At 70.6% G+C, this 20,078-nt stretch carries 23 protein-coding genes and 1 tRNA gene; 16 read left to right on the top strand and 8 right to left on the bottom strand.

Going from position 1 to position 20,078, the window contains the following annotated elements:
• The first annotated feature begins 10 nt into the window (after nucleotides 1-10).
• Entirely contained in the window at nucleotides 11-280 is a 270-nt protein-coding gene (locus PUW82_RS10005) for an HPr family phosphocarrier protein (RefSeq protein WP_274222146.1), read from the top strand.
• Between the two features lie 67 nt (nucleotides 281-347).
• On the opposite strand, the gene PUW82_RS10000 is transcribed toward PUW82_RS10005, so the two are convergent.
• Complete coding sequence (locus tag PUW82_RS10000; protein ID WP_274222145.1) at nucleotides 348-986, bottom strand: MBL fold metallo-hydrolase; 639 nt, start codon at nucleotides 984-986, stop codon at nucleotides 348-350.
• A 120-nt stretch (nucleotides 987-1,106) separates the two neighbouring features.
• Here PUW82_RS10000 and PUW82_RS09995 point away from each other — a divergent pair.
• Nucleotides 1,107-1,182: transfer RNA gene (locus PUW82_RS09995), tRNA-Glu, on the top strand.
• Nucleotides 1,183-1,238: 56 nt separating this feature from the next.
• On the opposite strand, the gene PUW82_RS09990 is transcribed toward PUW82_RS09995, so the two are convergent.
• Nucleotides 1,239-2,315, bottom strand: a complete 1,077-nt coding sequence (locus PUW82_RS09990; RefSeq protein ID WP_274222144.1) for a DUF4349 domain-containing protein — start codon at nucleotides 2,313-2,315, stop codon at nucleotides 1,239-1,241.
• A complete protein-coding gene (locus tag PUW82_RS09985; protein ID WP_274222143.1) occupies nucleotides 2,312-2,872 on the bottom strand; it encodes an RNA polymerase sigma factor in 561 nt (186 codons plus the stop codon). The genes PUW82_RS09990 and PUW82_RS09985 overlap by 4 nt, the downstream gene beginning before the upstream one ends.
• Before the next feature lie 116 nt (nucleotides 2,873-2,988).
• Here PUW82_RS09985 and PUW82_RS09980 point away from each other — a divergent pair, with 116 nt between their 5' ends.
• The 7 genes from PUW82_RS09980 to PUW82_RS09950 all read left to right on the top strand — a co-directional run bounded on the left by PUW82_RS09980 (nucleotide 2,989) and on the right by PUW82_RS09950 (nucleotide 10,597).
• Complete coding sequence (locus tag PUW82_RS09980; protein WP_274222142.1) at nucleotides 2,989-4,062, top strand: TerC family protein; 1,074 nt, start codon at nucleotides 2,989-2,991, stop codon at nucleotides 4,060-4,062.
• 150 nt (nucleotides 4,063-4,212) lie between these two features.
• Entirely contained in the window at nucleotides 4,213-5,661 is a 1,449-nt protein-coding gene (gene leuC, locus PUW82_RS09975) for a 3-isopropylmalate dehydratase large subunit (RefSeq protein ID WP_274222141.1), read from the top strand.
• Nucleotides 5,662-5,663: 2 nt separating this feature from the next.
• Nucleotides 5,664-6,260 (top strand): 3-isopropylmalate dehydratase small subunit, encoded by a 597-nt coding sequence (gene leuD, locus PUW82_RS09970; RefSeq protein WP_274222140.1) that lies wholly within the window; start codon nucleotides 5,664-5,666, stop codon nucleotides 6,258-6,260.
• Between the two features lie 72 nt (nucleotides 6,261-6,332).
• Nucleotides 6,333-7,700, top strand: coding sequence for a UDP-N-acetylglucosamine 1-carboxyvinyltransferase (gene murA / locus PUW82_RS09965; RefSeq protein ID WP_274222139.1), 1,368 nt, complete (start codon nucleotides 6,333-6,335; stop codon nucleotides 7,698-7,700).
• A 12-nt stretch (nucleotides 7,701-7,712) separates the two neighbouring features.
• A complete protein-coding gene (locus PUW82_RS09960; RefSeq protein WP_274222945.1) occupies nucleotides 7,713-8,468 on the top strand; it encodes a lysophospholipid acyltransferase family protein in 756 nt (251 codons plus the stop codon).
• Nucleotides 8,458-9,594 carry an NAD(P)H-dependent glycerol-3-phosphate dehydrogenase gene (locus PUW82_RS09955; protein WP_274222138.1) on the top strand — a complete coding sequence of 379 codons (1,137 nt, stop codon included), beginning with the start codon at nucleotides 8,458-8,460 and terminating at the stop codon, nucleotides 9,592-9,594. Before PUW82_RS09960 ends, PUW82_RS09955 begins: the two co-directional genes overlap by 11 nt.
• Nucleotides 9,494-10,597, top strand: a complete 1,104-nt coding sequence (locus PUW82_RS09950; protein ID WP_274222137.1) for a D-alanine--D-alanine ligase family protein — start codon at nucleotides 9,494-9,496, stop codon at nucleotides 10,595-10,597. Before PUW82_RS09955 ends, PUW82_RS09950 begins: the two co-directional genes overlap by 101 nt.
• 33 nt (nucleotides 10,598-10,630) lie before the next feature.
• Here the strand turns inward: PUW82_RS09950 and PUW82_RS09945 are convergent, their stop codons facing one another.
• Entirely contained in the window at nucleotides 10,631-11,143 is a 513-nt protein-coding gene (locus PUW82_RS09945) for a DUF3515 family protein (protein WP_274222136.1), read from the bottom strand.
• A gap of 77 nt (nucleotides 11,144-11,220) precedes the next feature.
• Here PUW82_RS09945 and thiL point away from each other — a divergent pair, with 77 nt between their 5' ends.
• On the top strand, nucleotides 11,221-12,219 hold the full coding sequence (gene thiL / locus PUW82_RS09940) for a thiamine-phosphate kinase (protein ID WP_274222135.1): 999 nt from the start codon (nucleotides 11,221-11,223) through the stop codon (nucleotides 12,217-12,219).
• Here the strand turns inward: thiL and rsmD are convergent.
• Together rsmD and PUW82_RS09930 are read right to left on the bottom strand one after the other, a co-directional pair.
• Nucleotides 12,189-12,785, bottom strand: coding sequence for a 16S rRNA (guanine(966)-N(2))-methyltransferase RsmD (gene rsmD / locus PUW82_RS09935; protein ID WP_274222134.1), 597 nt, complete (start codon nucleotides 12,783-12,785; stop codon nucleotides 12,189-12,191). The two genes, thiL and rsmD, sit on opposite strands and share 31 nt — an antisense overlap.
• Nucleotides 12,782-13,372, bottom strand: coding sequence for a 1-acyl-sn-glycerol-3-phosphate acyltransferase (locus PUW82_RS09930; RefSeq protein ID WP_274222133.1), 591 nt, complete (start codon nucleotides 13,370-13,372; stop codon nucleotides 12,782-12,784). The genes rsmD and PUW82_RS09930 overlap by 4 nt, the downstream gene beginning before the upstream one ends.
• A gap of 63 nt (nucleotides 13,373-13,435) precedes the next feature.
• Between PUW82_RS09930 and PUW82_RS09925 the strand changes: the two genes are divergently transcribed.
• From PUW82_RS09925 to mutM, 6 genes are all read left to right on the top strand, one after another.
• A complete protein-coding gene (locus PUW82_RS09925; protein ID WP_274222132.1) occupies nucleotides 13,436-15,595 on the top strand; it encodes an ATP-dependent DNA helicase RecG in 2,160 nt (719 codons plus the stop codon).
• Nucleotides 15,596-15,604: 9 nt separating this feature from the next.
• The gene (gene coaD, locus PUW82_RS09920; RefSeq protein WP_274222131.1) at nucleotides 15,605-16,102 is read left to right on the top strand and encodes a pantetheine-phosphate adenylyltransferase; all 498 of its coding nucleotides are present in this window, start codon (nucleotides 15,605-15,607) and stop codon (nucleotides 16,100-16,102) included.
• Nucleotides 16,103-16,206: 104 nt separating this feature from the next.
• The gene (locus PUW82_RS09915; protein ID WP_274222944.1) at nucleotides 16,207-16,701 is read left to right on the top strand and encodes a YceD family protein; all 495 of its coding nucleotides are present in this window, start codon (nucleotides 16,207-16,209) and stop codon (nucleotides 16,699-16,701) included.
• Between the two features lie 2 nt (nucleotides 16,702-16,703).
• Entirely contained in the window at nucleotides 16,704-16,913 is a 210-nt protein-coding gene (gene rpmF / locus PUW82_RS09910) for a 50S ribosomal protein L32 (protein ID WP_013586329.1), read from the top strand.
• Between the two features lie 26 nt (nucleotides 16,914-16,939).
• A complete protein-coding gene (gene rnc, locus PUW82_RS09905) occupies nucleotides 16,940-17,617 on the top strand; it encodes a ribonuclease III (protein WP_420792764.1) in 678 nt (225 codons plus the stop codon).
• Nucleotides 17,610-18,503 (top strand): bifunctional DNA-formamidopyrimidine glycosylase/DNA-(apurinic or apyrimidinic site) lyase, encoded by an 894-nt coding sequence (gene mutM / locus PUW82_RS09900; protein ID WP_274222129.1) that lies wholly within the window; start codon nucleotides 17,610-17,612, stop codon nucleotides 18,501-18,503. Before rnc ends, mutM begins: the two co-directional genes overlap by 8 nt.
• Here the strand turns inward: mutM and PUW82_RS09895 are convergent.
• Complete coding sequence (locus PUW82_RS09895) at nucleotides 18,454-19,587, bottom strand: GNAT family N-acetyltransferase (protein WP_274222128.1); 1,134 nt, start codon at nucleotides 19,585-19,587, stop codon at nucleotides 18,454-18,456. The genes mutM and PUW82_RS09895 overlap by 50 nt on opposite strands.
• 49 nt (nucleotides 19,588-19,636) lie before the next feature.
• Complete coding sequence (locus PUW82_RS09890; protein WP_274222127.1) at nucleotides 19,637-19,885, bottom strand: hypothetical protein; 249 nt, start codon at nucleotides 19,883-19,885, stop codon at nucleotides 19,637-19,639.
• Nucleotides 19,886-20,078 lie beyond the last annotated feature (193 nt).

Below are 20,078 nucleotides of genomic sequence, written 5' to 3'. Positions count from 1 at the left end.
AGACACCACCATGGCAGAACGCACCGCCACCATCGCCAGCAGCTCGGGCCTGCACGCGCGCCCCGCGAAGCTTTTCGTGCAGGAGGTGCAGTCCAAGGGCGTGCCCGTGACCATCGCGGTCGAGGGTGGTCCCGACCTCAACGCCGGCAGCATCCTGAGCATCATGGGTCTCGGTGCGTCGAAGGGCGCCGTCGTCACGCTCAAGGCCGAGGGCGAGGGCGCTGAGAAGGCGCTCGACGAGCTCGCCGCCTTCCTCGAGATCGATCACGACGCGGCCTGACGCCGCTCGGAACACACGGATGCCGTGGACCTTCGGGTCCACGGCATCCGTCGTTTCGCGGGAGCGTTCAGAGGTCCACGGAGTCGCCCGGGTCGAGGGCGACGACATCGCCGCCGTGCTGAGCGGCGGCCCACGTCAGCCGCTCGCGCCCCATCGCCAGGCCTGCGGGCGAGAGGGTCATGTCGTGTGTCGCGAAGACGCGGCGGGGCTTGACGGCGAGCACGAAGTCCATGGCGTCGCCGATCTTCAGCCACGGAGCGCCGACCGGCGCCGCGAGCAGTTTCACGTCGGCGCCCTTCGGCACCGCGTACGAGTCGCCCGGGTAGTAGAACTCGTCGTCGACGAGGACGCCGACGTTGTCGATGACGGGGATCGACTCGTGGATCACGGCGTGGCGTCCGCCGAAGAACTCGAGGGTGAACGGGCCGGCCTCGAGCTTGTCGCCAGGAGAGACCTCACGGATGTCGAACCCTGCTGCCGCGCGCGCGACGCCCTCGGGCCCGTAGACGGGGATGCTGGGGAAGGCCTCGAGGATGCTCGACAGGTGCTGCGAGGTCCAGTGGTCGGGGTGCTCGTGGGTGATGACGACGGCGACCACATCGTGCAGATCGGCCAGCGGGGCGGTGAACGAGCCCGGATCGATGATCAGGGTCTTCCCGTCGCGCTCGAGGCGTACACAGGCGTGTTCGTGCTTGGTGACGTGCATGCTTCCAGTCAACGCTCGACACGCCCGAGAGGGCAATGGTGGCCTCGATTTTGCTCGATGTGCGCGGCCGTGGCATACTTTAACGGTTGCCTCCGGAGCCCCGGGGAAGACAAAAAGTACGGCCCCATCGTATAGCGGCCTAGTACGCCGCCCTCTCACGGCGGTAACGCGGGTTCGAATCCCGCTGGGGTCACCACTGCGAAACGCCCATCCGAACGGATGGGCGTTTCGCATTTCCGCGTTCGCTCGGGCTCAGTCCTCGGGCGGGGTGCGACGCGCGCGTCCGCGGCGGACCGTCGCGAGCACGAGCCGCACCAGCAGCCCCGCGATCGCGAGCACCGCGAGCCAGGGGAGGGCGAACCCGAGACCGACGATCACGCCGTTCATCGCTGCCACGAGGCCGTTCCACCCGGCGGCGAGTCCGTCGCCGAATCCCGCGGGGTCCGCGTCGACGGCCTCGGCCGGTGCCTCGAGCTGCACGCTGAGCGACGAGAGGGCGACCTGCGACTCCAGCGCCGCGAGCTGCTGCTGGAGGGACTCGAGGTCGGCCTGTCGATCCGCGAGCGCGGATTCGGCGGCGATGAGATCGGCTACCGACCCCGCCTGGCTCATCAACGCGGTCAGCCGGTCGACCGACGCGCGTCCAGCGGCGACGCGGGCGCGCAGGTCGGTGGTCTGCGTCGTGACGTCTTCGCGTGAGACCTGCGAACTCTCCACGTCGCCCACGTCGGCGAGCCCGGCGACGACGTCCTCGAGGTTGGCGGCGGGGACGCGCACCTGCACCCACGCCGTGCCTGCGGGTGCAGGTCGGGACGCGGCATCCGGTGCCGGCTGCGCGGCGGAGCCGTCCACGCTGAGCGACGCGACGTAGCCCCCCGCGGCGGTCGCGGCATCGGCGATCTGCTGTGCCGCTCGCTGCGTATCGGCCACGGCGACGGTCGCGGATGCCGTCGCGACGACCTCGCGTCCGGCGGGTGCGTCCACGGCGCCCTCGCGGCTCGTCGCCTCGGCTCCGCCCGCGTCCTGGGCGAACGGCGCGAGCTCTTCGGCGGTGATGCCACCATCGGCGGGTAGCGCGGGCGCTGCGGACCCCGCAGACCCCGCAGACCCCATGGAGGTCGTCAGGTGCGGGGCGACCGCGATCCCGGCGACGAGGACCGCCGCGGCGGCACCGGAGGTCAGCCAGGCGGTCCGGCGTCGCCGCCGGCGCCGAGCCGCGGCCGCGGCATCCCGCTCGGTGCGCTCGGCGCGCTCCCGTGCGATCTCGGCGAACAGCGCGTGCTCCATCTCATCGATGCGACGCTCTTCGAGGATCGGTAGATCGGTCATGACTCCTCCGGTTCGACGGCCGCGCGCACGTGGCTGCGGATGCGCGAGAGACGGTTGCGGACGGCGCCGTGGCTGACGCCGAGCCGGTCGGCGGCGGCCTGGTAGGCGTAGCCCTGAGCGGCGCACAGTCGGAAGATCTCCTGATCGAGTGCGTTCAACGCGCCGACGGCGACGAGGATGCGCTCGACGAGGTCGGCCTGCACGATCTGCCGCTCGACGTCGACCGTGTCGACGATGTCGGCGGCATCGTCGTCGGCGAGGTGCCGGCGCTCGAGGCCGCGCCGACGCACGCGGTTCGCGCTCTGGAACCGGCAGATGGTGGCGAGCCAGGGGAGCAGCGAGTCACTCACCAGCTCGAGCTCCGGCAGCTTCCGCCACGCGACGAGGAATGTCTCCTGCGTCACGTCCTCCGCGTCGCCGGGGTCGTGCAGCAGGCCGTGGGCGATCCAGTACACCGGTCGGACGTACGCGCGGTAGAGCGTGCGGAAGGCGTGCTCGCTTCCGCTCGCCGCCGCGGCGACGAGCTCGGCATCGTTGCGTCCGCCCGTGTCGGTCATCGGTCTGCGCCCTTCCCCTCACTCCTCAGTGTCGTGGCTGCGGGAACCGTCTCACCCCGTCGGCCGCGGCTGGGCGCGGGTGTAGTCTCGGGAGGCTTCCTCCCCGAAAGGCTCGCATGGACCTCCCCGTGCCGTTCCAGATCGTCGCGCTCGTCGTGCTGGTTCTCGTACTCATCGCCGACCTGCTCATCATCGTCAAGCGACCGCACATCCCGTCGCCGAAAGAGTCGACGCTGTGGGTGCTGTTCTACGTCGGTATGGCTCTCGCTTTCGCCGGCATCCTGTGGGCCGTCGCCGACATCGAGCACGCCGGCCAGTTCGTCGCGGGCTGGCTGACCGAGTACAGCCTGTCGATCGACAACTTGTTCGTCTTCGTGCTCATCATGAGCCAGTTCTCGGTGCCCCGCCGGTATCAGCAGAAGGTTCTGATGGTCGGCATCATCATCGCCCTCGTGCTGCGCGGTCTGTTCATCCTGGCCGGGGCGGCGATCATCGAGCAGTTCAGTTGGGTGTTCTACATCTTCGGCGCCTTCCTCATCTACACCGCGATCAAGCAGGCGTTCCCGGGCGGCGATCATGACGACGACGTCAAGCGTGAGAGCTTCCTCGTGCGCATCGTGCGGCGGACCGTCGACATCTCGGAGGAGTACGACGGCCCGAAGGTGCGTACCGTGGTGAACGGCAAGCGCATGTTCACGCCGATGATCATCGTGTTCGTGGCGATCGGTGTCACCGACCTGCTCTTCGCGCTGGACTCGATCCCCGCGATCTTCGGCATCACGCAGGACCCGTTCCTCGTCTTCACCGCGAACATCTTCGCCCTCATGGGTCTGCGCCAGCTCTACTTCCTGCTCGGCGATCTGCTCGACCGGCTCAAGTACCTGCACTACGGCATCGCGTTCATCCTCGCCTTCATCGGTGTCAAGCTCGTCCTGCACGCGATGCACGAGAACGAGCTGTTCTTCATCAACGGCGGCGAGCACATCGAGTGGGCTCCCGAGATCTCGACCTGGGTGTCGCTCGGCGTCATCATCGCCTCGATGGCCGTCGCCACGATCGCGAGCCTGATCGCCGCCCGTCGCGAGGGAGCTGCGGCGCAGGACCCGGATGCCGCTGCAGCGGCCGTCGCCGATGAGCAGGGCACGCCCGCGACGGTCGAGCAGCCCCCGGCTCCCGACGAGCGGTCATGACCGGACGGCGGCGCCGAGCCCGGTGGTATCGTGGCCCCATGCGGATCGCTCGCCTTCTCCTTAGCGGCCGCGGCGAGGCCTCGTTCTGAGCCCCTCCTCGCCGCGGAGTCCGTCGCGGGCTTGATCCGGTTCGCAAGGAGAACGACACTCATGAGCATTCCCACCCCGCCCGAGCGCCCGCGCACCCTCGCCGAGAAGGTCTGGGACGACCATCTCGTCGTCAAGGGCCAAAACGGTGAGCCCGACCTCATCTACATCGACCTTCACCTGGTCCACGAGGTGACGAGTCCCCAGGCCTTCGACGGTCTGCGCGCCGAGTCGCGGCCGCTGCGCCGCCTCGATCTGACGATCGCCACCGAGGACCACAACACCCCGACGCTCGACATCGACAAGCCGATCGCCGACCTGACGAGCCGCACGCAGATCGAGACGCTGCGACGCAACGCCGAGGAGTTCGGGGTCCGCCTGCACTCCCTCGGTGACGCCGAGCAGGGGATCGTGCACGTCGTCGGACCGCAGCTCGGCCTGACGATGCCCGGCATCACCGTCGTCTGCGGCGACAGCCACACCTCGACGCACGGCGCGTTCGGCGCGATGGCCTTCGGCATCGGCACGAGCGAGGTCGAGCACGTCATGGCCACGCAGACCTTGCCCCTCAAGCCCTTCAAGACCATGGCCATCACGGTCGAGGGCGAGCTGAAAGAGGGTGTGACCGCCAAGGACATCATCCTCGCCGTCATCGCGAAGATCGGAACGAACGGCGGTCAGGGCTATGTGCTCGAGTATCGCGGCAGCGCCATCCGATCGCTCTCGATGGAGGGCCGCATGACGATGTGCAACATGTCGATCGAGGCCGGTGCCCGCGCGGGCATGGTCGCACCCGACGACATCACCTTCGCGTACGTCCAGGGTCGTCCGCACGCCCCGAAGGGGCAGGACTGGGACGACGCCGTGGCGTACTGGCGCACGCTGCCCAGCGACGAGGGTGCGGTCTACGACGCCGAGATCTTCATCGATGCGGGTGAGCTCGAGCCGTTCGTGACGTGGGGCACGAACCCGGGGCAGGGTGTGTCGCTCAGCGCGTCGGTGCCCTCGCCCGACGATTTCACCGATCCCGACGAGAAGGCCGCGGCCGAGCGGGCGCTGGAGTACATGGACCTCCAGCCGGGCACACCGCTCAAGGACATCCCGGTCGACGCGGTCTTCATGGGATCGTGCACCAACAGCCGCATCGAGGACCTGCGGGCGTTCGCCTCGATCATCGAGGGACGCACGAAGGCGGACGGCGTCCGCGTCATGGTGGTTCCGGGCTCGGCGCGGGTCCGGCTCGAGGCCGAGGCCGAGGGACTCGACCGCGTGTTCACCGAGTTCGGCGCCGAATGGCGCTTCGCCGGCTGCTCGATGTGCCTCGGCATGAACCCCGACCAGCTCGCTCCCGGCGAACGATGCGCGTCGACGAGCAACCGCAACTTCGAAGGCCGCCAGGGCAAGGGCGGGCGCACTCACCTGGTGTCGCCGCTGGTCGCTGCGGCGACCGCCGTGCTCGGCCGCCTCGCGAGCCCGAGCGATCTGCCCGCGCACGAGAAGGTCGAGGCCTGAGCATGGACAAGTTCGAGACCCACACCGGAATCGTCGCGCCGCTGAAGCGCTCGGCGGTCGACACCGACCAGATCATCCCCGCCGTGTACCTCAAGCGGGTCACGAAGACCGGCTTCGAAGACGCCCTCTTCGCCAACTGGCGGCAGGATGCCGACTTCGTCCTGAACCAGCCGCACTACGCCCACGCGTCGATCCTCGTCGCCGGGCCCGACTTCGGTACGGGCTCGAGCCGCGAGCACGCCGTCTGGGCGTTGCGCGACTACGGCTTCCGCGTCGTGCTGGCGCCGAAGTTCGCCGACATCTTCCGCGGCAACGCGGGCAAGCAAGGCCTGCTCGCGGGCGTCATCTCCGAAGAGGATCGCGACGCCATCTGGGCGGCGATCGAGGCCCAGCCCGGCGTCACCATGACGGTCGACCTCGGGGCGCGCATCGCCTCGATCGGCGACCTCCGCGTCCCCTTCGAGATCGACGATTACACTCGATGGAGGCTCCTCGAGGGACTCGACGACATCGGGCTCACGCTGCGCAACGAAGAGGCGATCGCGCAGTTCGAGGCGCGCCGTGAGGCGTGGCGACCTCGGACACTCCCCGTCGCGTAGCCCCGGATCACGCCCTGCACCCGCGGGGAACCGGTCCGTCCCGCCCTCGATGATCAAGTGAGGAACCCCTGGATGAACACTCTTCCGAGTGAGTCGACGCCGCCCGCGAACGGCATCCGTCGAGAAGACGGCGAGATCCTCGAGATCCGCGGCGGACGCCCGCTGGTGGGCCGAGTCGACGTCAAGGGAGCGAAGAACTTCGCGACCAAGGCCATGGTCGCCTCGCTGCTGGGTGGGACCGAGAGCATCCTGCGCGATGTCCCCGAGATCAGCGACGTGGCCGTCGTGCGCTCACTCCTCGAGGTGCACGGTGTGACGGTCGTCGATGACGGCGCGGGCACGTACCGACTCGACCCGAGCGGCGCCGAGTCGGCCGGCTTCGAAGAGATCGACGCGCACGCGGGCGCGTCGCGCATCCCGATCCTCTTCTGCGGGCCGCTCCTGCACCTGCTCGGCCAGGCGTTCATCCCCGACCTGGGCGGATGCCGCATCGGGGACCGCCCGATCGACTTCCACCTCGACGCGCTCCGCAAGTTCGGCGCAATCGTCGACAAGCAGCCCAGCGGCATCCGTCTGTCGGCGCCCGAGGGCCTTCACGGTGCGGACATCGAGCTGCCCTACCCGAGCGTCGGGGCGACGGAGCAGGTCCTGCTGACCGCGGTGCGGGCCAAGGGGACGACGGAGCTGCGCAACGCGGCCATCGAGCCCGAGATCATGGACCTGATCGCCGTGCTGCAGAAGATGGGCGCGATCATCTCCTACGAGCCGAACCGCGTCATCTTCATCGAGGGCGTCGACAAGCTGCGCGGCTACGACCACCGGTCGATCTTCGACCGCAACGAAGCGGCGTCGTGGGCGTGCGCGGCCTTGGCGACCGACGGCGACATCTTCGTGGCCGGTGCCAAGCAGCAGGAGATGCTCACCTTCCTCAACGTCTTCCGCAAGGCCGGCGGCGACTTCGACATCCAGGAGGACGGCATCCGTTTCCGCCGCGACGGCGCGCTGCGCCCCGTCTCGGTCGAGACCGACGTCCACCCCGGGTTCATGACCGACTGGCAGCAGCCGCTCATCGTCGCCCTCACGCAGGCCGAAGGCGTCTCGACCGTGCATGAGACGGTCTACGAGAACCGTCTCGGCTTCACGCAGGCGCTCAACAAGATGGGCGCCCAGATCGTGGTGCACCCCGAGGGCATCGCCAGCCCGGAGCGCCGCGTCCCGCGTCGCGCCCTCGAGCAGGCCGCCGTCATCACCGGCCCCACCCCGCTGCACGGGGCGGACGTCGTCGTGCCGGACCTGCGCGGCGGTTACAGCTACGTCATCGCGGCTCTCGCCGCGGAGGGGACTTCGATCGTCCGCAACGTCGGGATCATCCGCCGGGGTTACGAGAAGTTCTTCGACAAGCTCGAGGCGCTCGGCGCCGACTTCGACGTCATCGGCTGAGCGGTGAGCGAGATGCGTCGTCGCGCTTCCGCCGAGAAGACGAAGCCGACCCCGTTCTGGCTTGCTGCCGCCGTCGTGGTGCCGGCCGTCGGTCTGCTCGCCAAGATAGAGATCGAGGGCGGCGAGCACCTGCCCGAGAACGGGCCCTACGTGCTGGCCCCCAACCACTACAGCGAGTTCGACCCGATCATCATCGCGGTCGCGACGTGGCGTCTGGGGCGCGCCCCTCGGTTCATGGCGAAGGAGAGCCTGTTCCGGGTACCTGTCGTCGGCACCGTGCTGCGCGGCCTCGGCATGATCCCCGTCTCGCGCACGACGTCCGCCTCCGCCGCGGGGCAGGCGATCGCCCAGGCGGCCGAGCTCGTCGCCGACGGTCGCGGTGTCATCGTCTACCCGGAGGGTTCGCTCACCCGGGAGCCCGACCTGTGGCCGATGCGCGGGAAGTCGGGCGCCGTGCGTGTCGCAGTCGCCGGCGACATCCCGATCATCCCCGTCGCCACCTGGGGAGTGCAGGCGATCCTGCCGCGCTACGGCAAGCTCAGCCTGTGGCCGCTGCGCAAGCGCGTGCGCGTTCGCTTCGGCCCGCGCGTCGAGCTGCCCTTCGTGGCCGGCCAGACGCCGGCCCCGGCGCAGCTGGTCGCGGGGACGGATGCCGTCATGGGGCGCATCGCGGGACTCCTCGGCGAACTGCGCGACGAGCAGCCGCCCGCGCAGCGCTGGAACCCCGGCGAGCACGGGCAGAGAGAGACGGGTCGCCTTGAGTCGTAAGCCCGACACCGCCGCTCCGCGCGTCGCCGTCATCGGCTCGGGCAGCTGGGGCACCACGTTCGGCAAGGTGCTCGCCGACGGCGGGGCCCACGTGACGATGTGGGCGCGCCGCGCCGAACTCGCCCACGAGATCCGTGAGGGCAAGCGCAACAGCCAGTACCTGCCCGGCATCAACCTGCCTCGGTCGATGACGGCGACGCACCAGCTGGCGGAGGCTCTCGACGGGGCCGAGCAGGTGTACCTCGCGGTGTCGAGCCAAGCCCTCCGCGAGAACCTGACGGCCATCCGACCCCTTCTCGCCGAGGGGTCGATGCCCGTCGTCTCGCTCATGAAGGGCGTCGAGAAGCGGTCGGGTCTGCGGATGAGCCAGGTCATCGAGCAGGAGCTCGGCTGCGATCCGAACCGCATCGCAGTCGCCTCAGGGCCGAACCTCGCGCTCGAGATCGCGCGGCAGCAGCCGACGGCGGCGGTCATCGCCTCTGCGAGCCAGGAGACGGCCGAGGCGGTGGCCCGGCGCTCGCGCAACGCGTACTTCCGTTCCTTCGTGAACACCGACGTCATCGGCACCGAGTTCGGCGGCGTGCTGAAGAACCTCATCGCCGTCGCCATCGGCATCGTCGACGGTGTCGGCTACGGCGAGAACACGAAAGCGTCCATCATCACGCGCGGACTCGTCGAGATGACCGACTTCGCCGTCGCGCAGGGCGCCCAGCCCGAGACGCTGCAGGGCCTCGCGGGCCTCGGCGATCTCATCGCGACGTGCCAGTCGCCACTCAGCCGCAACAACACCGCGGGTCGCCTGCTCGGACAGGGCTACTCGTTCCAGGATGTCGTCAAGCAGATGGATCAGACGGCCGAGGGCCTCGCGTCCGTCGCGCCCGTGCTGCAGCTGGCCCGCGCGGCCGGCATCCGCATGCCGATCGTCGAGCAGGTCAAGATGGTGCTCGACGGAACGATGAATCCCCGCGACATCGCGCCCCACCTGACCACCGACGACGACAAGCCGACCGGCGAGAGGACCCACCATGGCGACGACAGCAGTAGCGGTGCTTTTCGGCGGGCGTTCCAGCGAGCACTCGATCAGTTCCGCCACGGCCGCGGGGGTGCTGCGGGCGATCGACCGTGACCGCTACCGCGTGATCCCGATCGGCATCACGCGCACGGGTGCCTTCGTCCTCGAGGACGACGACCCCGAGAAGTTCGCGCTGGACCCCGAGCGCATGCCCGAGGTCGCCGACAACGGCACGCGGGTGCTGTGGCCGGAACCGGGCGGACGGCGTGAGCTGCGCGTCCGCCGGGCGGACGGCAGCATCGACACGCTCGGCGAGATTGACGTGGTGCTGCCCATCCTCCACGGCCCGCACGGCGAGGACGGCACCATCCAGGGCTTCTTCGACACTCTGCAGCTGCCCTACGCCGGCGGCGGGGTCCTCGACTCGGCCCTGTGCATGGACAAGCACTTCATGAAGGTCGTCCTGCAGGCGGCCGGCATCCCGGTCGCCCCGTGGGTCACGGTGGACGTGGCGCGCTGGCGGCGCGATCCCGAGGGCGTGCGTGCGGATGCCGCTGCGCTCGGGGTGCCGAGCTTCGTCAAGCCCGCCCGAGCGGGCTCGAGCGTGGGCGTGTCGAAGGTGCACGCGGCCGACGAGCTCGACGCGGCGCTGGAGCTCGCGTTCGCCGAGGATCGCAAGGTGCTGATCGAGCCCGCGATCGTCGGGCGCGAGGTCGAGGTGGCGGTGCTCGAGGGCCGCGGCGACGCACCCGCGCGTGCGTCACTGCCGGGCGAGATCGTGCTGACCACCCGCGAGTTCTACGATTTCGAGGGCAAGTACCTGGGCGGCGACGGCGCCGAGGTCGTGTGCCCGGCCGATGTGACGGCTGACGAGACCGACGCGCTGCAGCGGATGGCCGTCGCCGCGTTCGAGGCGGTCGACGGGCGCGGTCTCGCGCGCGTCGACTTCTTCCAGACCGCGGACGGCCCGCTCGTCAACGAGCTGAACACGATGCCCGGCTTCACGCCGATCTCGATGTTCCCCAAGTGCTGGATCGCATCGGGTGTCAGCTACGGCGAGCTCATCACCGAGCTGATCGAGGTGGCGCTGGCGCGCGAGGCGACCGTCGCCGGCTGAGCCCGCTTCGGCTCGGGCTTCGCCCGGCGCTCGTCAGGGCGTGACGGGCGTCGGGACCGGCGTCGCCTCGACACGATCGACGCAGGCGCCTCCGGTGCGCGGCAGGCGCGCGACGACGGGGGAGAGTGACTCGAGCACGTCGCGGCTCGACACGCCCTGGACGTCCTCCGAGATCTCGGTGTCGAAGAACAGCTCGACCGCGGGCTCGCGTCCGAAGGTCGTGACGCGGAATCGCGGCGCCTCGGACTCATCGATGACCCAGTCGACCCCCGCGACGGACTCGCACCGCAGCGTCGTCGGCCCGGGGGTCGCGACGCCGCACGAGAAGATCACGGTGGTGGGGTCGCCCCAGGCCGCGGTGGACTGGCTGTCGGTCCAGCGGCGTTCGGCGCCGGCCACGGCGTCGGGCAGTCGCACCATGACCTCGGCGCATTCCGGAGCGTTGGCCTGCGGCGCCGCGGGGACCGCCACCGTCCCGGCGCAACCGGCGAGCACGAGCGTCGCCGAAGCCAGGACGAGAGCGGGGATCGTGCGGCGGCGCGGCATCCCTCCAGCGTACTGCGCCGGCGGTGTCGACCCGCCCGCCGCCCAGCCGCACCGAGCCGGAGGGGTAGCGTGAGGGGATGCCCGACCTGCATCCCGCCGCGATCGTCGGCGACCTCTCCGAGGACGTGATCCTGGCGCGGATCCTCGAGCGACTCGGCCCGGCCGACGTCGCGGTCGGGCCAGGGGACGACGCCGCTGTGCTCGACCTCGCGGATGCCCGCGCGGTCGTCACCACCGACACCCTCGTGCACGGGCCGGACTTCCGGCTCGCCTGGTCCAGCGGCCGCGACCTCGGCGCCAAGTCGGCCGCCGTCAACCTCGCCGATATCGCCGCCATGGGGGCGCGGCCGGTCGCGCTGTTCGTGGCGCTCGCGATGCCGCCGAGCACCACTCTCGGCTTCGTCGAAGACCTCGCCGCGGGGCTGCGCGAGGCATGCGACGAGCTCGCGCCCGGATGCCGCGTCGCCGGGGGCGACCTGACGATCTCCGAGACCTTGACGATCGCGGTCACCGCGGTCGGCGAGCTGACGGCGGGGCGACGCCCGGTGCTGCGCTCGGGTGCGCGTGTCGGCGACGTGGTGGCCGTCGCCGGTGACGTCGGAGTCGCGGCCGCCGGTCTCGACATCCTCTTCGAGCGCTTCCGCGACGACGCGGGCGAACCGGTCGCGATCGACGCCTCGACACTCAGCGACGACGAACGCGCCGCCGTCGCGGGGCAGCTGCGGCCGCGGCCTCCGATCGGCGCGGGTGTCGACGCGGCTGCCGCCGGAGCCACCGCGATGATGGACGTCTCGGACGGCCTCGTCCGCGATGCGCGGCGCCTCGCCCGCGCCTCGGGGGTCACGCTCGATCTGCATCGCGCGGCGCTCGAGCCGGACAGTGCGCGTGCCCTGCGCGGCGGTGAGGACCACGCGCTCCTAGCCACGTTCCCGGCCGAGGTCGCGTTGCCGGCGCCGTTCCGCATGATCGGCGCCGTCCGCGACGCGGGCGAGGCGACCGTCACGGTCGACGGGGCCCCGGCAGACGGGCCGGGGGGATGGGATCCCTACCGCGACTGGGACGGCGCGGGCGGCTGAGCGCCGCGCTCGGCTCGCTCGTACCACCACAGCGCGGTGTCGCCGTAGCGCTTCGAGCGCAGCGCCTGCAGAGTCGGGGGGACCGCCGGCTCGGCGGAGCGCGCGGCGCGCTCGACGATGACGAGGGCGTCGTCCGCGGCCACGCCCGCGACGAGGGCGAGCGTCAGCGCGAGGGCCTCGTCGTCGAGGTCGTAGGGCGGGTCCAGGAAGATCAGATCGAATTGCGCCGATGTGGACTGCACGAATGCATCGGCGCTCGCCCGGTGCACACGCACGGCAGCCCCCGGCACCGCTCGGCCGACGGTGCGGGCGTTCCGCTCGGTGACCGCGGCGGCGGAAGGGGCCTTCTCGACGAGGTCGGCGGAGGCGGCGCCGCGGCTGACGGCCTCGAGCCCGAGCGCACCCGACCCGGCGTAGAGGTCGAGGACGCGAGCGCCGGGCAGGACGCCGGCGGCATCCAGTCCGCCGAACAACGATTCGCGGACCCGGTCGCTCGTCGGCCGCGTGCCGCGGTCGGGGACCGTGAGTGCGAGCGAGCCGGCCGCGCCCGAGATGATGCGCGTCACGGCGCGGCCTCCTCGGCGCGGCCCTCCTCGTCGCGCAGACGCGGCTCGCCGCGCAGCTCGGGCCGGAAGCCCGCCTTGTCGGCGTAGAAGGCGCGGATCACGGTCATGTCGGCCGCGACATCGCCCGTCAGCTCGATCGTCGGCCCGAGGCCCGCCGTCATGGTGGTGCGATCGACGTATCCGAGCGTCACCGGCATGCCGGCGGCGCGGGCGATGCGGTAAAAGCCGGACTTCCACCCCGACCGGGACGAGCGGGTGCCGTCGGGCGTGATCACGAGGCCGAACACCTCGCCTGCAGCGATCTTCTCGAGCACGTCGGCCACGACGCGCGAGGGATCATCGCGGTCGACCGGGATGCCGCCGAGCCGGCGCATGGGGCCGCCCCGCCAGCCGCGGAAGAGGCTCTTCTTGCCCAGCCACCGGAACGGGATCCCGAGCCGCCACGCGATGGCGAGCATGAGGACGAAGTCCCAGTTCGACGTGTGAGGCGCGCCGATGAGGACCGTCGGGCGGGTCGGTGCCGGCGTGGTGACCAAGCGCCAGCGGCTGAACGTCCAGAACAGGCCGGCGATCGCGCGTCGAAGCATCCTCTTACCGTAGAGCCTGCCGGGGGCGGCGTACTGTCGGCGGTCCTGCCTAGACTCGTCGACATGCCGCAGTTCGCCCTCGACACCCCTCTGGTGGATGCCGTCGGCGAGAAGGTCGCCGCCACCCTCGCGCGCGCTTTCGAGATGACGACCGTCGCCGACCTCCTGGCCCACTACCCGCGCCGGTACGCCCGGCGCGGCGAGCTGACCCCCATCTCCTCGCTGCCCGTCGGCGAGATGGCAACGATCGTTGCCGAGGTGCAATCCGTGTCGGAGCGCCCGATGCGTCAGCGAAAGGGCTCGCTCATCGAGGTCGTCATCAGTGACGGCGTCGGCACGGCGGCTCTCACCTTCTTCGGACAGAAGTGGCGGCTGCAGGAGCTGCGTCCCGGCCGCCAGGGGATCTTCTCGGGCAAGGTGGGCGTGTTCAAGGGCAAGCAGCAGTTCGCCCACCCCGACTACGAGCTCTTCGACGACGAGGTCGAGGCGCGCGTGACGGCGGTGGCCCGCAGCCTGGAGCCCATCCCGATCTACCCCGCGACCAGCACCGTCACGAGTTGGCAGCTCCGCAAGGTGATCGCCGATGTGATCGCCAAGCTCGGGCCGGTGCCCGACCCGTTGCCCGACGAGCTGCGGCAACGCGAGCAACTGCTCGACGCACGCACGGCGCTCGTGCAGGCGCACACGCCGGTCGTCCCCGAGCACGTCGCTCCCGCGTTCGCCACCCTGCGGATGCACGAGGCCTTCGTCCTGCAGGCGGCGCTGCTGCAGCATCGCGTCCAGGTGCGTCAGCTCGCCGCGACCGGGCGCCCGGCAGGCGAGCTGCTCGAGACCTTCGACGCCGCGCTGCCGTTCGAGCGCACGCCCGACCAGGTCTCCGTCGGCGAGGTGATCGCCGCCGACCTGCAGAACGAGTGGCCGATGAACCGCCTCGTGCAAGGAGAGGTGGGATCGGGCAAGACGCTCGTCGCGCTGCGCGCGATGCTGCAGGTCGCGCAGTCCGGCGGGCAGTCCGCGCTCATCGCCCCGACCGAGGTGCTCGCCGCCCAGCACGTCCGCTCGATCGCCCGAATGCTCGGCCCGCGCCTAGCGCCTGAACTGATGCCCACGCTGCTGACCGGCGCGCAGCCGGCGGCCGAGCGTCGCAAGGCGGCGCTCCGGGCGGCATCCGGTCAGGCGCGGATCGTCGTGGGCACGCACGCCCTCCTGAGCGCGTCGACCACCTTCGCCGACCTGGGCCTCGTCGTCGTCGACGAGCAGCACCGTTTCGGCGTGGAGCAGCGCGAGGCGCTGCGGGCCAAGGGCAGCTCGCCGCACGTCCTCGTGCTCACCGCGACCCCCATCCCGCGCACGGTGGCCATGACCGTCTTCGGAGACCTCGACGTGTCGACGATCCGCACGATGCCCACCGGCCGCGCCGGCATCAGCACCTTCGTCGCGCCGCTCGCCGAGAAGCCCGGCTGGTTCGGCCGCGTGTGGGAGCGTGTCGCCGAAGAGGTCGCGGCCGGGCGGCAGGCGTTCGTCGTCTGCGCGGCCATCGATGCCGAGAAAGCGGTCGTCGACGACACCGACGACCCGGGCATGCTCGAGGACGGTACCCGCACGCGTACGCGGTGGGGGGTTGTGCAGGCGCGGGCGATGCTCGACGAGCACCCCTCCTTCCGCGGGCTGCGTATCGCGACGCTGCACGGGAAGATGCCGGCGGACGAGAAGGATGCCGTCATGCAGGCCTTCGCGCGGGGCGAGATCGACGTGCTGGTGGCGACGACGGTCGTCGAGGTCGGCGTGGACGTGCCGAACGCCTCGACGATGGTCATCCTCGAGGCCGAGCGCTTCGGCGTCTCCCAGCTCCATCAGCTGCGCGGGCGGGTCGGCCGCGGCAGCGTGCCCGGGCTGTGCCTGCTCGTCACCGAGGCCGATCCCGACACCGCGGCCCGTTCCCGCGTCGAGGCGGTCGCCGCGACACTCGACGGCTTCGCGCTGGCCGAGGTGGATCTCGAGCTGCGCGGCGAGGGAGACGTCCTCGGAGACGCCCAGTCGGGGGCGCGGTCGTCGCTGCGCCTGCTGCGCGTCGTCGCGGATGCCGACCTCATCGCGCAGGCCCGCGACGAGGCGGCGCAGGTGCTGCGTGACGACCCCGACCTGTCGCGGCATCCCGGTCTCGCGAGCGCGATCGCCCGACGCCTGGGCGAGGATGAGCGCAGCGCGCTGCACAGGAACTAGGCTCGTGCCATGAGCAACCGGATCGCGGTCGTGCCCGGCTCCTTCGATCCGCCGACCCTCGGCCACTTGGACGTCATCCGCCGCGCTGCCGGTCTCTACGACCAGCTGCACGTCCTCGTCGTGCACAACCCCGGCAAAGAGGCGATGCTCCCCATCGCGCAGCGCCAGGCGCTCCTCGAGCAATCGATCGAAGACGCGGGGATCGAGGGCGAGATCATCGTCGCCGCCTGGAGCATGGGACTTCTCGTCGATTATGCGACGGACGTGGGCGCCGGGATCCTGGTCAAGGGCATCCGTTCCCAGGTCGATGTGGCCTACGAGACCCCGATGGCGATCGTGAACCGCCACCTCGCCCAGATTGAAACGGTGTTCCTGCTGCCCGACCCGGCGCACGCGCTCGTGTCGAGCTCGCTCGTGCGGCAGGTCGCCTCGCTCGGCGGTGACGTCTCGCCGTTCGTCCCCGGCCCCGTCGCCCGTTTCCTCGACACCGGATCGCGCGGTATCTGAGACCGTCTCCGCCGCGGCGACTACCATGGACGATCGTGGGTAGAAAGCACGTCACCGGACCATTCGTCATCCCTGTGCGCGACATCGTGCACCAGCCGGGGGAGATGCGCGAGTTCGCCTTCAGCGTGCCCGCGCCCGAGAAGTGGGGCGAAGGCCTCGTCTTCGTCGCCGCGGCGCAGCCGATCGACATGGCGGTGCGCCTGGAATCGGTCCATGAGGGCATTCTCGTGACCGCCGAGGCCGATACCGTCTACGAAGGTGTGTGCGGTCGATGCCTCACCGAGCTGACACGCCCCCTCCGAATCGAGTTTCAGGAGCTCTTCGGGTATTCTGGGGACGAAGCGTCCGACTTCGAGGTTCAAGACGACCACGTGGATCTTGAAACTCCGGTCAGGGATTCGATCGTCCTGGCGCTTCCGTTCCAGCCGGTGTGTCAGCCGGACTGCCCCGGGCTCGACCCGGATACGGGTGAGAAGTTGGCGCCGGGAACGCAGCCTGCCGAGCAGGAGATCGATCCGCGCTGGGCCGCGCTGACGGCCTACACCCCAGACCACGACGGCGCAGAGAACCGCGTCGCCCCCGACACAGAGAAGAGCTAGCCATGGCAGGTAACCCCCCGAAGCGGAAGGTCTCCCGCTCCAACACGCGTTCGCGTCGTGCGCAGTGGAAGGCTGAGGCGCCCGCCCTCGTCAAGACCATCGAGAACGGCAAGGTCGTTTACAGCCGCCCCCACCAGGCGAAGGTCGTCACCGACTCGCAGGGCACCGAGCTGTTCCTCGAGTACAAGGGTCGCAAGGTCGCCGACGTCTGACGTCGAGCGTCGTGACTGACACTCTGATGGAGCGCGCCGCGCTCACCGACAAGCTCGGGGTCGATATCGACCCCGAGCTTCTGTCGCTGGCGCTCACGCATCGCTCCTACGCGTACGAGAACGGCGGTACGCCGCACAACGAGCGGCTCGAGTTCCTCGGTGACTCGATCCTCGGCCAGGCGGTGACGGTGCACCTGTTCCGCACCCACCCCGACCTCGACGAAGGGTCGCTCGCCAAGCGTCGCGCCAGCGTCGTGTCGACCGTCGCTCTCGCGGAGGTCGCGCGCACGATCGGCCTCGGCCAGCACATCCTGCTCGGGCGCGGGGAGACTCAGACCGGTGGCCGCGACAAGGACTCGATCCTCGCCGATGCGATGGAAGCCGTGATCGGTGCGGCCTTCCTGTCGGCGGGACAGGAAGCGACGCAGGCGCTCGTGCTGCGGCTCGTGGCGCCGCTGCTGGCGGACCCGGCCCGCTACGGCGCGGCGATGGATCCCAAGACGTCGCTGCAGGAACTCGCCGCGCACCTCGAGCTCGCGCCGCCGGTCTACCGCGTCGACGCCTCCGGGCCCGACCACCACCGCGTGTTCACCGCGACCGTCACCGTCGGTGACGTCTCGCGCCAGGGCGTTGGCTCGAGCAAGAAGCAGGCCGAGATGGCCGCGGCGCTCGCGGTGTGGCGCGTGCTGTCGGACCGTGCCTGAACTCCCCGAAGTCGAAGTCGTCCGCGCCGGGCTCGCGCCCGCCGTCGTCGGCGCACGCATCGAGGCCTGCACGGTGCTCGACGCCCGTGCCCTCACCCGCCATGCGGGGTCGCCGGCGTCGTTCGAGCAGGAGCTGACGGGCGGCTCCATCGATGCCGCCGCGCGGCGCGGCAAGTTCCTCTGGTTTCCCCTGCGCGGTAGCGACCGTGCCGTCGTCGCGCACCTGGGGATGAGCGGGCAGATGCTGCTGCGCGAGCCCGGCGCGCCGACCGAACGCCACGAGCGCATCCGCTGGGACATCGTCCATCCCGAGCACGGCGAGCTCTCGGTGCTGTTCGTCGACCAGCGCACCTTCGGATCGCTCGCGGTCGACGACCTTGCGCCGACGCCCGACGGAGCGGCGGGCGGGCGGGGGACCGAGGCGGCGACCGTTCCCACGCAGGTGTCGCACATCGCGCGGGACCCGCTCGATCCCGCATTCGACCAGGGCCGGTTCCACGCGGAGCTGGCGCGCCGAACGTCGGCGATCAAGCGCATACTGCTCGACCAGGCGGTCGTGAGCGGCATCGGCAACATCTACGCCGACGAGGCGCTCTGGGCCGCCCGCATCCATCCCGAGACGTCCGCTGCGTCTCTGTCACGCGTGGCGCGGCAGCGTCTGCTCGACGCGGTCGTCGCCGTCATGACCAAGGCTCTCGCCGAGGGCGGGACGAGCTTCGATGCCCAGTACGTCAACGTCAACGGGCAGGCGGGCTACTTCGCGCATTCGCTCGAGGCGTACGGCCGCACCGGTTCCCCCTGCACCCGGTGCGGCACGCCGATCGTTCGGGTCGCGTTCACGAACCGCTCGTCGCACTACTGCCCGCGGTGCCAGCGCCGTCGGTGACGGCGTCGAGCACCTTCTGCCATGCTCCCTCGTAGGAGAGGGGAGCGAATCCGATGCGTTCGTTGATGTCGAGCATCGGCCGATTCTCCTCGGCGTTGTAGGTGATCACGCGGGGTGAGGCGGGCGCGATGTCGCGCCAGGCGACGAGTGCCGCGCACTTCACGAGGAGGCCGAGCCGGTGCCCGCGGTGGGCAGCCGACACCAGCGTGTCCTCCTGGAACGTCGCGCGGCTCCGGTCCGAGCCGATCATGAGTTCGTTGAACGCGACGAGTTCTCCCGTGGCGACGTGCTGCGCCGCGGTGACGAAGAGGGTCTGGCCGGCCTCAAGGTAGCGCGCATCGTGACGCTGCACGCGCGCGGCATCCCAGGCCTCCTCGTCGATCGCCATGCCTCCCGCGGGGGCGTCGGTCGACATGCGCGATTTGAGCCACGCGTAGCCGTCGACGTGTTCGGCGGGGGTCGGCGCCGTCCACTGCACGACGCGATACCCGCCGGATGCCGCGCGGGCCTCGTCGAGCAGGCGGTCCACCGTCGCCGATGCAGCCCGCAGATCGAGCGCGCTCTTGCGCTCGATCTGCTGCAGCTCGTACCCCTGACGCAGGAAGAAGCGCGCGCGCCGATCCAGCGGGATGTCGCCGAAACCGGTGGGCGCGGCGATCCGAGGGCCTGGCGCGTTCGGGTGTTCCGCATAGCTTTGCAGTGTGCGACGGCCGTGCTCGCGAGCGGCCCCTTCGATCACCGCGTACGCCGCCGTGCCGATGCCGTGCCCGTGGACTTCGGCGAGCAGCTCGATCAGCCACACTCCCGTGTCCGAACCCTGCTCGAGGGGCAGGTCCAGCGCGGCGCGGCCGACGATGCGGCCGTTCCACCGCGCGACCCAGATCAGGCGGATCTCGTCCGGCGCAGGGCGGTAATGGGGGAGCAGCTCGTCAGGCCGCAGGTCGTTGTCGTCCGATCCGGTGATCTCGCGGTAGACGATGTTGCGGACATGCGTCATCTCGCGGAAGTCAGCGGCGTCCGCATCGTCGACATGTGCCGGGATGTGCAGGGGATGCAGCTCGAGCTGCGGGGGCGGGGCGGTCATGATCTCTCTTTCGGAGGGTGCGGGGGCCCGCCGGCGGGCCCCCGCACGATCAACGGTGGGTGGTGAGCAAGAAGGAGCGTTGCCAGGCACGCTCCCGTGCTTCGCGAGCGGCGAGCTGTTCGCGGGCACGTGCCACGGCCGGGGCAGCCGTGGCACGGTGCCGTGCGCTCCAGACGATCAGGCGCAGGGCCAGTCGGAGGGCGAGGCGCTCGGTCAGGGTGAGGCGGCGCGCCGGCGGCACCGCATGGGCGGAGGCGACGGGCGCGACGGAGGGATGTCGTTCGACGACGGTGTTCATGGGGTCCTCGTTCGATGAGGGCGGAATCGCAAGCGACGCTGTGGTCGCGGAGTGCAGCAGAAGCTGCGTCCCGGCCGTGGAGACGGGCCGGGTGAGGGGCGGAACGGGGGCGGGAAGCCGCAGACCTACGCGTTCAGCGGGGCGCCGATGACGGTGGCTCCTCGGAGAACGCGGTCGAAACGGTCGCGGTGCT

Source organism: Microbacterium thalli (genome assembly GCF_028737325.1).
GTDB classification, from domain to species: domain Bacteria; phylum Actinomycetota; class Actinomycetes; order Actinomycetales; family Microbacteriaceae; genus Microbacterium; species Microbacterium thalli.
This window is presented reverse-complemented; position numbering and strand designations above follow the sequence as displayed.